General features: G+C 66.1%; 1 protein-coding gene. It reads left to right on the top strand.

Features of this window, described 5'->3' with window-relative positions; all coding sequences use genetic code 11:
- Nucleotides 1–452 precede the first annotated feature (452 nt).
- Nucleotides 453–18134: an MFS transporter gene (locus ACIBI6_RS24805; RefSeq protein ID WP_396958036.1), complete on the top strand. Its 17682-nt coding sequence runs from the start codon at nt 453–455 to the stop codon at nt 18132–18134.
- The last annotated feature ends 24 nt before the right edge of the window (nt 18135–18158 follow it).

Raw genomic sequence — 18158 nt, 5'->3', positions numbered from 1 at the left:
GCGGCGCACGACCAGAGCTAGGCCACGCTCCTGCGCGAACCGACCCTCTACGACGCGTTCTGGCGTCACCGTGCGCGCACCGGGCTCGATGTGCCGCGCTCGGCGCTCGAACGGGGATGTCACCGCACGGCCCTGAACCTCGACGACTACGTGCCCTCGTTTCGCGCCACCGAACCTGTCGTGCCCGGCATCCTCTGCGAGGTCGCCGCACACAATGGGGGGACCCTGGCGGCGATCTCGTTCGGAGACCCAATCTTCCCACGGACGGGAAGGTGCAGTGGTGTGCGCGAGAATTGCGGGGTTCTTCGGGTTCAGAGGTTGAGCCGGCGCGGTGTCCCTGCGGACATTCATTGACGGGTTCGAGCACGGAGGACGTTGTGTTTGCCGACGTGACTGCCCAGCGCGGTGGTAACGGATTGGACCGGGCGAGGTGTGACGGGGTCAGAGGGTAGATGACTCTGCAATTGCCCGCAGGTTTGCCCGCGCCGGTGATCGACTGTGTTGCCGGACATTTCCCCCGCGGCGATGAAACCGCCACCCGCCGCGCGGCGGACTACTGGTCGGACAAGGCCGAACAATGTCGCGGCCACGCCGAACACCACGACACCCTGGCCGCACGCATCGCAAACGAGTTGCGCGGCGCCACCGGCACCGCCATCACCCAAAACTTCCGCGACTTGGCCGAGAAGTTCCGCGCCCAGGCCGAGTTCATCGACACTGTGGTCGAACAACTCTACGAGGCCGCCAACAGCATCGAAGAGCAGAAATGGACCGTCATCGGCTTCGCGACGGTCCTGGCGTGGCAACTGTCCCGTGCCGCGCTGATGTTCTCCCCGGCCGGCGCGGCCCTGGAGTTCCGTATCGATTCCATGGCCACCGACACCGCCTGTCAGGTCGCCAAACGCCGGTTCCTGATCTTCCTAGCGGGGCAAACCTCCAAATACGCCACCCAACGCGGCACCATCGTCCTAGCCGGCAAAGCCATGTTCTGGGGAGCCACCCAAGTCGGCGGCATCTCCGCCGCCGTTCAAGCCGGACAAATCCTCGCCGGCAACCGTGAGTCGATGGACTGGAAAACGGTCGGAATCGCCGCCGCCGCCGGCGGCGTCGGCGGTGGCGCCGGAGCCCTCGCCGGATCCTGGGTGGGTGGGCGTTGGATCATCCCCAACACCATCACCCACGCCGAAGCAGCCACCAGCACCGCCGCCCGCGTCGGATTCCAACTCGCCGGGACCTCCCTCGTCGGCGCCACCGGCGGCCTCGCCGGCGGTATCCTCGGCGCCCTCACCTCCATCCTGCTGTCCGGTCAACCCTTCACCACCAAAGCCCTCACCGAAGGCCTCCTCCCCGCCATCACCGGCGGATTCCTCGGCGCCGCCGCCCACGGCGCCGCCGAAATCCGCACCAACACAACAACACACGCGACAACCACACCTGAGTCCACGGTTGCCGCCACCACCGCGCCCGCCCCTCACTCGCGAACCCAGGCACTCGTCAACGCGTTCGCTGACAACGGCCTTATCAACCCGACCGACCCGGCCGGGTCCAACCAGCAACTCACCCAAATCCTCGCGCGGCTGCGCCAGCCAGCAGCCGAACCGAACCCGCTGCCGGCGCCGGCATCGTTCATGCGCGACGACTACCACATCAGCAGTATCTGGAAACCCAAGAGTCCCGACGCTGTGCCCCCCGATGGCGTCAACACCGCCACCGCCGACCAAATCCAACACCCCACAGGCGCTCGGGTGCCAACGAATATCGCGGCACCGATCCAGGCGGTGTACGCGGCCAATAACGGCGGTGCTCCACACCTGAACCCAGCAGCCCCCCAGGCGGCAGCACCTCCCGCCGACGCCCCCGCGCCCGACGGCCCGACACACCAACGCGCCGACGGTGACCCGGTCAACGCCCGCCCACACACCGATCGTCCGGCACCGGATGCGCCGCGGCCGACCCCGCATCCGGCCGATAGCGAGCCTACGCGCCCGCATACCAATGAACCAACGGCACGACCGGTTCGGGATTCCGGTCCAACATCCGAACAATCCCGTCCTCGGGTCCAACAGCCCGCCACCGCGGACAACGGGCACGGCTCGGTACCGGCCCCTGGCCACGTCGGCTCGAGCAGCACTGCAGCACAACCCTCCCTGGTAGCCCCGATGGCAGATGCCGCCCCACTGCTCGATTCCGAGGCCCCGGCCCGGCATTCCACTGCTGAGCAGGCCGCGGCTGGCCCGCAGCCGCGGCCGTCCGACAGCGATCCCCCCAAAGCGCGCATCCACTCCGACGAACCAGCAGCTCAACGAGACGCCCAGCAGCAAGGTTCCGCGCCCGACGATACCGGCGCCTCCAGCGAACAACACACGGCCGACGCCGATGCGAACGGTGGTCCGCAGCCACATCCCTCCGACGCCGATGCGAACGGCGGCGCGCGGCCGCACCCCTCTGACGCCGACGATGGCGCGCGGCCGCATCCCTCGAGTGCTGGCCCGAATGGTGAACAGCCGCAACCGGTCCCGGCAGGTTCGAGCGCGACACCCAACAGCCCCGCGCGGACCGGCACCGCCCAGCCGCAACTCGCCGATGGCCGCCCGGCCGGTACACGTCCCCGTTCGGACACGCCGACTGGCTCACCGCAGCGAGGGCAGGATCGCCGCGGCGGCGCGGCGGCGGGCACACCGCGACAGGACAGACGCCGCACGGTGGTCACCGCCCAAACCGACACCAAACCCCCAGAACTCGAGGTCACGCCGGCCAACGCACAGGAGACCGCCCCCGTCCTCGTGAGCGTCGCAGCTCCCGACGAAGCAGCTTCGGTAGCACACCCCGCCGATTCGGCATCGAGCAAACCTGGATCTGCAGGCCAGCCGCACCCGGGCGAATCCCACACCCCAACAGCAGCCGAATCACACCACTCCACAACAACTTCCGACGCACCTGCTGGCGGCGAAGTTTCGGCACGCGACAGGAACGCCTCGACCGACGGCAACGGAACCGACAGAACCGAAAGCACTCCGGAACACATCAGAGCCCCTGAGCCGCAACCCGATCAACAGACCATCGACGCCCCCGCACCGAAACAACCACCAGCAGCACCGGATGCCGCCACAGACCACGCGACCGCTACGGCTACCGACGTGCGGCATCCCGCCGACAACGAGCCAGCCAACGCGCGCAACCACGCCGACGACCCAACAGCCCAACCGACAGCTCACCACGATCCCACACCGGACAATGCCTCCACATCCGGCCGCCCGCACCCCGCCGACACCGAAGCAACCACCGGTCCTCGCCCGCACACCGCCGACACCGAAGCAACCACCGGTCCTCGCCCGCACCCCGCCGATTCGCCGTCGAACAAGACCGACCCTTCGACCGCTGAGCAGGCAGCAGACCCGGTGTCCCATGATGCTGATTCCTCTGCTGTGGATCGACCGGATGTTGGTGAGCGAGCGGTCCGGTTGGCGGGGGAACTGAGGACCGAGTTGGCGGAGTTGCCCTCGGGTGATCCAGCGGTGAAACACGATCTCACTGAGCAGCAAGGTGAGCAGTTCACGGCGGCGTCGAAAAAGATGCTCGCGCTGTATCGGTCTCGGACCGAGGAGTTGGCTGGCGAGTCGTGGGCCCAGCGCCGGCAGGTGATGGAGGACGGGGACGAGGTGGAGTCGCTGCTGCGCTACATCCACGCAGTACGCGAAGGCACGGGCAAAACGCCGCGGTGGAATCAGATCAAGGCATTCCTGGTCGCAGAACACGGATACATGCGGCAGATGGGCACGGCGCAGGGCAAGACGATTGTCGGCTCAGAGGACTCGCTGTGGCAGCTCTCGCGCGGGGAGCCGGTGCAACTCGCCGACGGGCGGTGGGTACGGGTCCATCATGTGATCACCACGACCGAGGTGCTGGCCAACGAAGGTTTCCGGCAGTTCGGGACGATGATGCGCAGCCTCGGTTACGAGGTCTCTCGCTGGGATCCGCACAATCCGCCCGCTGATCCGCAACGCCCGACCGTCTACTACATGACCTATGACGAACTTGCGACAGCGAACTTGTTCGACCGGTTGCCACCGGGGGACACCGCCACGATCGATGAGGCCGACGCGGTACTGGTCCACGACCAGACGGTGCACTACCAATCCGACGGACAGCGTGCGCCTGCCTCCGATGTCGAGGCCGCCGGAGTGTATCGGGTACGGGATTTCCTGCGGGGTGTTCTGGCGCACCGGGAGTTGACATCCGCGGATCTGCGTGCCCGTCCAGAAGAGAGCCTGGCGAGGGTGAGCCGGTTGTGGGAAAGCTACGCCGGGCGGAAATTCACAGCCGAGGAAACCGAGATGGCCCGTACTTTCCTCGATGTCAAAGCGGGCCGGCTGAAACTGAATCGCGATTTCCAGAAATTCGATGACAAGATCCAGATCCTCGACGAGAACGGCAAACCCCGCAGCGACCCGAAAGTCGGCACCGACAGCCGCTGGTTCGGGGGCCGCCACAAAATGGTGGAAGCGATGTTCGATGCCCAAGTCTATTCCGACGGGACCGGTTCGAAACAGGTCACCGTGGAAGACGTCCTCGGCCGATACCGGCGGTTGAACCTGATGTCGGGCACACTCGAGCGGACCGCCACCGAGATCAAGGAAAACTTCCCCGTCCAAGGTGGCCTGGCGAAGATCGAGAACTTCGGAAAATCGAACCTGGTGGGCGAGCAGGACCAGATTTTCCTCACCGGACCCGAGATGTTCAAAGACGCGGTCGAGCAGGTCCGCCAGTTGCAGGACAAGGGCAGACCAGTTCTGGTTATCGCCTCCAACGACGTCGCATGGAAATTCTCGCTGATGCTGAAAAAGGCGGATATCGAACACACCGCCATCACCGGCAAATGGTTCGCCGAACACCGAGACAACAACGCCGCCGAAGAACACCTCTCCGGAGTCATGGACACCGCAGGCAAGAAAGGCAACGTCACCGTCGGCACCCCCGGGATGCTCGGCCGCGGTTTCGACGCGGTCGTCGACGCCGAAGTCAACCAATTGGGCGGACTCCACGCCCACATGCTCGGCCGCTCAACCAACGCCGACACCGACGCCCAATGCGCCGCACGCGCCGGCCGCAACGGCAGCAACGGCAGCTACCGCTTCAACGACACAATCACCGGAAACCTCTACAGCGAAACACACAATCCCCGAGCCAAGATCGCGATCACCCACTACCGCGACGCCGCAGCCGAACACACCCAAGCCGTCAACGACCACAACAAAGCAACCCGCGAAGCCGACACACTCGACCCCACACAACCAGCCAACCCCGACGCCGCCGCGGCAAAAGCGAAAGTCGACGCCACAGCCGCCGACGTCGCCACAGCCCAGCAGAAACTCACCGCAGCCGAGCAAGAACTCCGCAGCCTGACCCCCACACTGCAAAACGAAGCCGCCGAACGCGCCCGCCTCGGGCGCGCGATCAGACGCGCCAACCAGGCGGCTCAATCGAGCGACCACACCCCCGGCCCACCCGCGCACGCTCCCCCGACAACCCAGTCGGAGGACCCGAACCGAAGACACTTCATCAATCAAATGCCACAGGAATTGTCCAGTGGCACACTCAACGCTGCCACAGCAGGGCAAGAGTCGCTGCTCGACGACAAAATCAGCAAGTCCGGCAGGCCGTTGCTGGCCGATACAACCGAGGTCCTGCAGCAGGCACAGAGCGGTGATCCGGCCGCGGCACACATATTGCAGCGGCGATTCGGGACGGCGACGTACCAGCATGTGCTCACCGTGCTGGGCTGGGACGGGACGCACGGCACGCCACCCGAGCCGGTGCAGCAACTCGCGCACGCGATCAACGCGGCCGGTTTCCACACCGCGCAACTCAACGGATGGCAGATTACCGCTGGCCGACAACTCGGCGACTGGCTCGCCGAGCACATACGAAACGCGTTGGTGGACAGCACCCTCCATATGAGCAACACCGAGATCGCAACCATCACCGGCACACACAACGCACTACGGAACGGACACGACCTCAGCCCGCTACAACTCGCCGCGATCCGAACGATGACCGAGGCAGCGCGGGCACAGGTCGCGAGCGACGCACCCGACACCCGCCAATCCACTGCCCCGACCACGAACAACACCACTTCCGAGACACGATCCGGCAGTCCTGCCGCATCCGCTCGGCAAGACCCCGGACAGACCGACCCCGAGCCGACACCCGCACCCACGCCGCCCGCAGGCACTCACGCCGCGGCACCCGCGAAGCCGGTCGTCGCCACCCGCTCGGCGTCCCACTCCAGAGCATCGGACCTGTTCCAGGACGAATCCTGGGTCGCGAATCCGCCCGGCAGCCGCCGCGACCCCGCAATGGTCACCGCTGTCGACCCCGCCAACCCCATCGGACCGAGCGCACGCGTCCCGTACCGGCCAGCCGCCGCGGGCAACGACCCGGAGGTCACCGGGCACAGCGAAACCCCTACTTCGCCCGCCCGACCGACCGTCTCTGATGAACCGGCTGCGCTCGGACCCGAGTCGACACCCCGAGATCCAGGCGAAAATACCGCAGCCGAATCGCCGCAGGTAAGCAACGTGGCCCACGCGGATTCGACCGACGCTCCGCAGCAACCCCTACCGTCCGATGCCCTGGACGAGCCCACCGACGACCTGATCGCCCTGCTGCCATTGGCGCAGCAGGGCAACCACCGAGCCACCCAGACCTTGAGACGACGCCTACGGCGCGGCACAACCCAGCGCGTGTCGGCCCTGCTCGGCTGGGATCCGACCCACGGCACACCACCGGGGCCGGTCCGACGGCTCGCATCCGCGATCAGCCTCACCGCGCTGCGTTCTGCCGAACGCGGCCGCTGGGCGGTCCCACAGGGCATGGATATCAGCGAATGGGTGTTCGCCGCAGCGCGAAATACATTGCTCGACAACCTCGCTCAACTGACTTCCGCCCAACGCCAACTCGTCACGAACGCCACCGACTCAGGACGCCACCGGATCGATCTCACTGACCGCCAGGCCGCCGAGATCGACCGGCTCACACGGCAGGTGCACCAACGTGCTCGCGCCGAAGAGCCGGCTTCGTCCGATCCGGTTTCACATTCCGAGCGCCGGGGCGATCTGGATCTGGACCGGACTTCCGCACCCGCTGATCCGGTCGACTCGGTGCCAGAGAATCCGCGCCAAGCCGACGGAATCGACGGTGACGCACCCGCATCCGCCGACCACACAACCGCGCCACCACCAGCAGCACCGACGACGGCGAACGACGTCGCGGATCGGGGCCCCAGCGAACTGAGCAGTCGCGAGCGCGAAGTACTACGCCTGATGGCTCAGGGTCTGTCGGCCGCGGAAGTCGGTGCGACGCTGACCTTGTCACCCACCACGGTCCACAGCTATCTCGCTCGCGCGGGAGAAAAGTTCCACACCAGTGGCGTGATCCCCACGATCTTGGCGGCCGCTCGGGCCGGGGAACTCGGTGATAACACCGAGCAGTTCGAGCCGGTCGAGCTGTCGGAGGCCGAAACCACGGTGGTCCAGATGGTGGCAGACGGCCGGACGAACAGAGACATCGCGACTGTGGTGGGGGCGGACCGGGTGACGCCATTGCTCGCCCAGCTGTACGAGACCCTGGATGTCGACACCAGGGTCGGCCTGGCGTTGGCAGCGCAACGCCGGGGACTGGTCGACGGCTCCGGTCCGGCTCCTACCGAAGCGCCGGGGAGCACCCCCGCCGCCGCACCGCATACCGAAGCCACCTCCACGCGGGCCGTTGCACCGGCGGTCGCGGATATCGGGGCGGCGAGTTCCCCGGGTCCAGAAGTCCTGCACGAACTTCGCGCCGAGTTGTGCAACGCGCGGGCCCGGACGCGGGCCGAGACGGCCGAGCTGTCCGACCTGTTGGACGTGGATCCCTATCTCGTTCGCCCAGGATCGGTTCTGCTGGCCCTGTACGTCGTCCAACAACAGATCCGAGGCGGGAGCGTGGAACCCCAGGCCGTCGCCGCTGTGGCCGAACCGATTACGCGATGGATCCGATCATGGATCGAACTACATGACGACATCGAAACCGCGACCAACGAAGGTGCGAAGGTCGCTCGGGCCGATCCAGATGTTCAGCGGGACTTGATCAAGCGGAACGAACAGCTGGCTACTCGGCTCAGCCGATTGCTGGGACTTCCGAGGCGGAGTCCGATCGGCCACACGCCCGAGGACGATCCGCTTGCTGTGCTGCGTGAAGTCGTCAGTGTCACAGGCTCCTCGGAGATCGGTCGCCTCATCGATGCGGTCGCAGCCTTCCTCGACAACTACGGGAGCGACGAATCGGCGCCCGCTCTCGATGTCGTGCAGGTGCGGGCGATCCGTCGACGGTTGGCCGAGGCAATCGGATGCGCACCGCACGAGGTCGGTCGCGAAGAGCTGCTGGCGCTGGGGCTCAGCGCAGCCGAGGTGGACCGCGAGCCCAGCAGATCCGACATCGCCGAGTTGGCCACGGTGAGCGAATCATTCGTAGACGAAGTCCTGAACAGCGCCGAGCCGAGATATTCGGAGTCCGCGCAGCGGGTCTTGGTCGCGGCACAATGGCTGGGCTGCCTTGACACCTACGAGGATGTCATCGATCCGGAATACGTCGAACAGCGATTCGTTCCACCACACCTTGTCGACGGTAGGTTCGTACCGGCCTGGTTCGAGGATCAACCGCAGATGATCGACGTGGCGGAAAGCGTCGGTATGAATCTGTCGACGACCAGCCGGGCATTGCGGGGAATCGGAAGCCCCGGCGGGGTGCGTCGGGCACGCGCCGCAGCAGCCTCGGCCAAGTATTGGTATCACCCTGCCGGGCCGTCCGGCCCATCCACCGATGGACCGGCCCAACCCGGCTCGCCGCAGTCGCATGACGAATCGGAGCCGACCCCACCGGCCGCTCAGGTAGAGATCGACCGCGAGGAGTCGGGCACCCCCGACACGCCGCCAACTCCTTCGCCGACGGGTAACGGCAGCAACCTCAGCAAAGCCGCCTCCGCAGTGACATCCGGTTCCGCCACCGCATCGTGGATACCGCCTGCATACTCGTTGCCCGAATCCCCCGTTCCGCATCCCGACGCGGAAGCCGAGAAATACCTCAAACAGGCGATCGCGGCAGATTTGTTCCTGACCTATGGAATAGAAATAGTGGGTCTGGACAAGTCGACGATTTCGATAGATACGGCCCCATCGATCCGAAATGCGATCGTAGACGAGTTGACGGAGGACGACTCGGTTCGAATCGATGCGATCGTCGTCCTGCCCATTGAAAACGAAACATACGCTGCCACCGGACCATGGGGCGGCCCGGAACATCTCATTCTCCTCAACGAGACATATTTTGGAAACCCGGAAAGCTTTCGAGCTGGATTCAAAAGAAATGTCGAAGCGGGCTTGTTGAACGCACCGACCGGAGATCCCGCCTACGATCTTATCCGCCATGAAATAGCCCACTTGCGCGATCCATACCATTACTTGTCGAGGGAGGCAAAACCACGATACCCGGAACTCACCGAACAGCGGATCGCCGGCACGCTCCCCTCGGACGCTCGTTTCGATAGGCGACGCGACTACAGCGGCTGGCTGGAGGCAAAAGCGTTCGGCTTCCTGTACACCCATTTCGCGGGACTGAAGCAGGCGGGTGCCCTCCCGAAGGAAACTCGGTTCGACGAGTGGCTGGACCTGCTCGATGGTTATAGCCGAGAACTGAAGGAGCTGTTTCCGGGCGAAGGGCATGAGCAATCCCGGAAGCCGGGCGTAGCCGAGCCCACCCTCGGTGATCGCCCGGTCTTCAACCCGAAAGAGGCGCTCGCCGAGGCGAACAATGCATTCGGTAACAGCGCCCCCGCCGATTTCACCCACCCGGCCTACGCGCTACAGGCACTACTGCGTGGGATTCCGGTGGCGCAGGTATGGCGGGATGCGCAGCGGCGCGATGTGGTTGCCGCTGCCCGAGCACAGGACCGCGGACCGATTCCCGAAGCGTTCGGATTCCGCGCAAGCATGCGCCCCGATGGCGTACTGGTACGGCTGACTCGGAGATGGCGTGACCTGTCGCCCGACGAACAGCAGCAGATGAAGACCACCGATCCGATCCTGATGTGCGTCGGCCGGGACGGTCGACAGACCTTCGGATTGGATGAGCTGGCCCGCTCGGTGGATCGACAACGAGCCGAAATGTGGGGCGCCAATACCCACAGTCATGAATCCGATACCGGCGACCCGCTGCCCGGATTCACCGAGTGGGAGCATGCACCGACCGGCGAACTGGGGCAATGGCTGCATGATATGTCCGAAACGGCCTGGCAGCGGGCCGATCTCCTGCGAGAGGTCCGGCAGCTGCTGGTCGGGACCGATGGACTGGCCGAACTCCTCGGTCTCGGAGCCTGGGCCGACGCCGGTGCCGCGCAGGCATACCTGGATGTGGTCGATCTGCGTGCCCGGGCCGAGGCAGCACTGTCCCATCCGGATACCGACGACCGGATACGAAGCCGGTTGCGGGCGTTGCTGAGTCATATCGATGCGATCATGCGGCGCTGCGCCGGTTTCGACGCCGAGTTGGCGTTCGCGCGTACCCGAGCCGAACGGCAGGCGATGCGGCATGTCGCCGCTGCCCGCGGTGGTCTGTCGCTGGGTCCCTATGGACGGATCGTCGACGAGGTCGGGGTAGAGGTTTTCGAAGGCCGAGGGCAACCTTCCGAGGCAACCAACATACTGCGGAATATGCTGGAGCAGTTGGGGATTCCGGTGACGACGCGCCGAGTCCGGGTAGATTCGACCGGCCGAGTCCTGGTCGAGAAACCCCCAGAGCCGGTGCGGGCGTCGACCGCCGGACGCCAAGATCGACTGTGGCAGCTGTGTTCCCCGAACACCGACATGCAACCGTTGTGGGCGGCCGACGAACCGGACGAGCCCTCGGCGAGGCCGCGGCAGCACAATGCATCGACAGCGGAGCTGCCGCAGGCCCAGCCCGTATGGGGCGCGCGGATCGGCGACGCACAGCGCAAGCTCGCCCGAACCGCAAAAGTTCGACGGCGGCTGTTCCCCGACCCGGTGGATCCGGACCGGATGACTCCGGCCGACGCTGCCAGACAGCGCATGCTGCTTGCGCGCCTGGAGATGCTCACCGAGTATCTGCGAACAATCCGGGTACAAGCCGCGGCCGCCGCGGCCCAGCAGTGCCTTGATCAATTGCCGGGACAACGAATCGGACGGTGGGCCAGGCTCGACGGCGATCTCCTCACCATCGCGGCACCGTTCGCCGATCCCGACCATTTCCTGCCACCGCCAACCCGGGAAGCCTTGGCGCAGGCTGGGATTCGGGTCGAATACCGGTGTGTGCAGGTCGATGGCCGAGGCCGCGCATGGTCCACCTCGTTCAGCCCGACGCGACTCGAACCGCAGCCCGTTACACCTGCCGGTCAGGCCGCACAATCACTCATCGACAGCATCGTTTCTCACCTCGATCGGCTCCTCGAACGCCACGGTGTCACCGAATCATCCGGCGATCGAATCCCGTTGTCGCAGTTGCTCGATGACCGCACCACCCTGGTGGCTGAACGCGAGCGCGCGCGGGCAGCACGGGACCGATGGCGCGCGGCGCGCGACCGGTTGCCCACGGCGCGCGCCGACGACACCGCATCGGCGGCGCACCAAATGGCGGCAGCGCGCGCAGCACAATTCGAGCGCGAGTTCCACCGTCTCGACGCGGAGATCGCACGACTTACCTTGCTCGCGTTCGGTGCCGCCGAAGCCGACCCACAACTGCGCGCGCATCGAGAATCGTCCCGCCGCATGCTCCGATCCGACGCGAAGACGCAGAGCCTGGTCAGCGCCGCCCGCACACCCGAACTGCTGCAGGAAATTCGTGACCCGCTGGTAGCGCATCTCCTGACAGTCGCGCAGCGTCTCCGAGCAACTCTCGACCAGCCAGGCCCCCCAGAGCCATTCGATACGACGGTGGCGCTGACGGAGATATTGGAGGACATCAACAACCACCAAACCGGAGTGTCCTCCGATGCACCCGACGCAGATCGTCCCACCGGTACCGCGCCGGCCGGAGCCAACATCCACTCCGAACTCGCGCCGGCCGCCGCAAAGCCCCGGCAGCTACGCAAACCCACTGCACGACAGGAGAATCCGTCCGAAGAGCGGTCTGCCGACCTACCGGACACCGCCAGCGCCGCCACCCCCGGCAATCGCCCGCTGTCCAAACGCCAGCAAGCAATCCACACACTGATCACCGAAGGCAAGACCAACGCGGAAATCGCCGACAGTCTGGGGATGCCGGTGGAAACCGTCAAAACCCACGTCCGGCGGATCCGTGACAAGCTCGGCGTGTCACGACGGAGTGAGCTCGCACCGCAGCCTGCCAGTTCCGCTGGTGCCGAAGAGTCTCCGCACAAACTGGCCGCGCATGTCCGCACAATATCTTCGATGCACCGGGCGGACACCGGTCCCGAACTATCCGAAATCGAGAGCGCGATACTGCGCGGAATCGCGGAGGGCAAGACATACACAGACCAGCCCACATCGACGCCATGGCAAAAGTCGGCAGCGCCCACGCAGCCGGACCCTGCGGGCACCGATCACGCCCTCGACCGCGTCGGCGGCAGGCCAAGCGAATTCAGTGAGGCACCGCGCGGCAACCAGGACGATCTCGGCGTGCTGAACGCCTACGGAAAGGATATGAAGGGTCACGCTCACCGGCTACCGGGCGGCCGGAGGCGCGGCAGTACCCAACGGGCGCAGGAGGACCCCGACAACCCGTGGTCCGCGCTGAAACGCAACGCCGGCAAGCGCTTCCGCCATGCTGGCGATACTCCGGCCGCCGACACGTCCGCCGAGACGAATCCGAACACCGAAGTCGACCCCGAGATTCCGGACCGCGCGCAGGCTCTGCTCGACCGGCTCGGGTGCGGGCCGGCCCAAGTGGAGCAACTGGCCGTAGGTGGCATCGCCGAACTGCGGAAGTACTTGGGACCGGACGCGGCGCTGTTGTCGTTGACGATGCCGGTGGATCCCCAAGATGTGGTCCAGGCGTCGGCTGCCCGCGCCAACGCGGTGGCGCGATGGTGGAACGCCCTCACCGACATTCAGCAGGCCGCGCTGATCCTGCGACATCCACATCAGATCGGCAACGCCGACGGTGTTCCGTACACCGTGCGGGACGAGGCGAACCGCCGATCGATCATCGACGACATCAAGGGCTTCCTGGAACGCAAGCCCGACGCCGACAACGAAGGACTTCTCACCGAAGCACGGGCCCTGCTCCGACTCGGACGGCCCGGCCACGTCCTCTCCCCCGAAGAGACCGTGCACCTGACCAACCTGGTGCGAACTCTGCAACACCTGGCCGCCCTGGAACAGGACGTGCGCGAGTTCGATTCGCCCCCAGTGCAATTGATCGCCTACGACGCGACCGCCTATGACGGCGACGGCCGCATCATCGTGTCGATCGACGATGCCGACAAAGCGGCGATCGTCACAAGGCAGCTCGGTGGAGTGGGTAATACGCTCCAGAAACTGCCGAAGCGTGCGCAGGCCGTCCTCGCGCAGTACGCGGAGTCGGCCCGACACAATCCGGGTGTCCCGACGGCCACCATTATCGATATCGGCTTCCATCACCCGAATACGGTCGAGGAGATCAGGTCGTCGGAACTTGCCGAACAGGGCGGCGATATCGTGGCCGCCGAGATCGCCGCCTACGACGCGACACGCGCGACCTGGGCGGGCCTACCCGGGGGCGCCGCACCGCCGCGACTGCGAACCGTGGTCGCGCACAGCTATGGCTCGACCACACTCTGCTACGCGGGAATGGGCCGCCGACTTGCCGCCCATATCGATCAGGTGGTCCTCACCGGATCCCCGGGGGCCGGGCCGATGGCTCACGCGGACGAATTCGGTATCGGTGCCGACAATGTCTTCGCCGTGGCCGACGATCGCGATCCGGTGACGCATGCCGGCGGCTCCGCCCCGCAGGCGACGGACCGGTATTTGGGCCTCAGCCGCGGCCGTAACCCGGTGGGCCGCTGGGGCGCGGTCCGGCTCGCCGCCGCTATGCCGTCGACCGTCCGCAGCGTCAAGCGGATCCATGGGGGCTATCTGATCTACCTCGATTCCGAGCTGCGCGTGCCGACGATATCGCTGCGCAATATCGCTCTGGTTTGCGCCGGTAAGGCCGACCTGGCCGAACGTGCACAGCACCGTCCACCCTCGGACGCGGCGGGACGACTACGTGACCTGTTCTGGTGGCGAGCGAACGCGACGGCACTGGCCGCGGCCATGGGCGCCGATGCGCCGGAATCCGAGGACGAGCCGAACATACTGCCGGACAATGGAACTCGGCGCGCCACCGGTCCGGTTACCCACGCGACCACCGCGTCGCCGTGGCAACGGTCCGACGCCGACGCCGACGCCGGACGCGGACTCGAACCCGCACCTCACCGCCGCGGTGCCGTACCCGATGTGGTCGAGGCTCTCGACCTCCCCAAAGGCAAGCGCCCGGACCCGACCGGCCTCGATCTCGATCGAATCCCGGTGCTGCCCGGACAACACAGCATGGGGATGGTATTTGCCCGCGACCCGAACCTCGACGGTGACGCCCACGCGACGGGACCATCGGACGGACAGCCGAATCCGCCTGCCGAAGAACCGGTTTCGCTGCGCGAACTGCTCAGCACCAATAAGCCGTACCGGCAGCTGTACATCTCCAACGCCCTCACCGGCATCGGCGACAACGTACAACGGTCGGCGCTGCCGCTGCTGATGCTGGAGCTGACCGGCTCGCCGATGGCCGCTGGCTTGGCCTCATTCGCCGTGTTCATCCCGCAGGTCTTGTTCGAACTCCCCGCCGGCTACGTCGCCGATTTCCATGACCGGTGGCGGACAATGCTCATCGCACAGTCCGTCGGTCTGATGAGTACCGCGGGCGCCGGCGCGCTGGTCCTGTCCGGAGCGCGCGGGCATCTCGGCACCGCGCTCGCCGCGGCAACGATGGTCGAGGGTACAGCGACCATCTTCTACCTGCGCAGTCTCCGGTCGGTAGTCCTGGACCTGGTCACACCCGCGCAGCGCCCGCGAGCGAACCGCCTATCCGAAATCGAAGCCTCCATCGCGGCGACCGGTGGACGAGCACTCGGCCCCATCCTGCTGGATGCGGTGAAAACGTTGCCGTTCGCCGCCAATGGCGCCTCCTACGCGTGGAACCTGGGAACGCTGTCTCGGCTGCGCGACGCCTTTCCGCGCCGCACCTCGGCGCCGACGCATGGCTTCCGAGATTCGGTGCGCCATATCGGTGAGGGCGTGCGGGCGGTATGGCAGGAGCCGTTTCTGCGCGAATATTCCGGTCTCACTCTGCTCACCAACGCGAGCTTCGCGGCCCTCAACCTCCGCACCGCCGCCGTGCTCGACGATGCCGCACTGCCCGGTGTCGCCGCCGGGGCGGTGTTGGCCGCCACGGGGGTCGGTGGCGTTGTCGGCGGACTGTTGCCGGTCCGGTTCATCGAGAAGGTGCGGGCCGATGCCGTGTATCCGGTGTCACTGGCTGGGTTCACGGGTGTCGCCGCGCTACAGGCGGTCAGCACCAACCCTATTGCGCTAGCAGCGGGCGCATTCGGTATCTCAGCGCTCGGTGTCAGCATGAACGCCAGGATCGCGTCTTACGAGCAGAATGTTCTTCCGCGCAGCGTCTATAGCCGGGCGACAAGCGCGAAAAGTCTGGTCCTCGGGGCCGGCCCCGCAATCGGCGGATTACTCGGCGGCGCCCTGTTGTCGTCTCAGGGCATCACGCCGGCCGGCTGGATTCCGGTGGCTGTCATCGGAGCCGCCGCAGCCGGGGCTGCCGCCCGCCGCGTGGTCAACCGCGGCGGTGGTTTACTCGGATTGCTTTGGCACCGAAAGGCGGTCTCGATCGAGAACGCCGCGACACCGGTCCCTGATCCGGTGACCGATGCCCAGCGGGCGCTGCCCGACCACGCGGATTCATTCACGCAAAGTCAGGCAGGTTCCGACCGCGACTTCGCCGCCGCGGCGCACGCGTATCTATCGGATCTGATGACCGTCGCGCGGTATCACCTGACGCAGACCGGCGATCGCACCACCGGACTCGACCTGCTGAGCAGAATCACCGAAGTCCTGTCCGTGGTCGATACCCGGCTGACACTCGGGCAGGCACCGGGGACCGCCCATCGCGAGATACGCCGATTACACGGCGAGCTCACGTCGTTGCTCGACGACACAACGCAGGACCGCGGCGACGAAATAACGAACCTGGCGTCCAGCCGACTCGCGCCCTCGATGCCTGGCACGAACGCACTCGAACGAACACTGACCCGGCTCCGCCGCGTGGGTCACCCCCTCGAGGATTGCGTCAACCAAACATCGCGGGCAGCTTGGGCGCTCGGCGTCGACGCCGGAATCCAGCCCGCCCCAGGCGAAAACGACTGGGAAGCCCTGGAAGCAGCCATCACAGCACAGCTCGTCCCGGTGCATCCGCCGACCGGCGCGACCGTGGCCGATATGCTCGCGTCGAGCATCGAGGAGGTCCGCAACCGGGACAACGGAACCGACAGTATTGCGTTCCTCGTCGACGACGGCACCGAAATGCACAGCTGGCTGGTCACCGGAGTCGACGACGACGTCATCGTCTTCGACACCAACGTCGGGGACCCCGATCCAGACGCCGAAGAGCCGTCGACGCCCCGCATCCGAATGCTCGACAAGTGGGAGCAGCCCTACCCGCATATCGAGGAAGCCTTCGTCGCCCGTCTGAAATCCGCTGGCAACAAGCTGTCCGCCCGCGACGAACCGCTCCCCGACGCAGCCCGATCATTCCCGCGCCGAGGCCCGATCACGGGACCACCGGCGGCCTCCGACGCCGCTGCTGCCGCTGACAAAGTGCCACTCACCCGAACAGCGGGCACACAGCAGGAATCGGCGCGCGGCGCTACGGCACACACCGAACCCGAACCGCCGGACAATCCGAAGGCATTCACCGCCGAGGAACTCGAAACGATCGCCGACCTGAAGCGGCAACTGCTCGAGATCGATCCAGATGCCTTCTGGTATATCCGCGACCTGCCGATGCCGGAACCAGAGGACTTGTACGGCGACGAGTGGGTCAGCAATCGAGGGAAATGGTTCGACGCGTTGTTCTCGGGAGATATCAAGACGCTGCGCAAGGTGGAGCTCACCGAGAAGGACTTCCTCGAACTGGGACGGATACTCGAGCGATTTCCCGCCTATGTGACCCTGACCCTGCTCGTCGCAACGGGTCTGAAGGCCGAGCAGCTACTGCACCTGCCGCGCACCAGCCCTGGCTCACTGTTCTTCAAACAGGTCAAACGGGTGCAGGGCGATAAGACGACCATCGTGTACAAGTTCCGGACCATGCCCGAGGAAGAGCCGGAGCAACCGAGCAACCGCGACACCGCCGAGCGCATCAGCCGGGGGCAGCAGTTCGCACGCGACACATCGTTCGACGAACTGCCCCAGCTCCTGGCGATCGCGCGCGGCCGGATGCAGTACTTCTCGGGCAGGCCGATGCTCGACGGCGACCGCGAGCGGATGCGCGGAGTACTCACCCCCGAGGAATACAAGATCTGGAATGCGCACCTGAAAGACGACCTGTGGTCGGCACTGCACTTCCCCGGCTGCCGAGCGCTCGACCCCGATTCGGACGAGTACCTGCGCTCCCGGTATCTGGCCGCCCGACTCTGGTCGATGATCGGCAGTCGACGGGCCGAGGAATACATGATGAAGGTCGTCGACGGCTACTTGCTCGGCATTCTTCCCGGGAAATTGCGAGAGTTGGTGTGGGGCACCGGAACCGATGCCCTAGCTGGCATCGCACACGTGCTCGGAAGAATCGGCAACTGGACGCGGCGCGTGGCACTCAGCGTATTTCCGGATCCCGACACGCAGACGGCGGTCGGCGGCCCCCCACCGGATCCGACGGACGTCCCAGCGCGGGGCGCGATGCCCCCTGGCGCCGACACCATCGCGGCGGCCCTCGGCATCAGCCCGCGCCGTGCGCACGAGATCTGGGTGGACCAGGCGAACGCCTCCGTCCACGGCGGACCGAATCCTATGGTCCTCACCCAGTTCGGCCCTTGAGACGCCGGTCGCCGGGATGAGCCC

Origin of the sequence: Nocardia sp. NPDC050412, from assembly GCF_044458825.1 — a bacterium.
GTDB lineage: Bacteria > Actinomycetota > Actinomycetes > Mycobacteriales > Mycobacteriaceae > Nocardia.
This window is presented reverse-complemented; position numbering and strand designations above follow the sequence as displayed.

What these genes read in the sequence shown, in the direction of transcription:
- ACIBI6_RS24805 (WP_396958036.1), top strand. Translation starts at nt 453, where the DNA reads ATGACTCTGCAATTGCCCGCAGGTTTGCCCGCGCCGGTGATCGACTGT.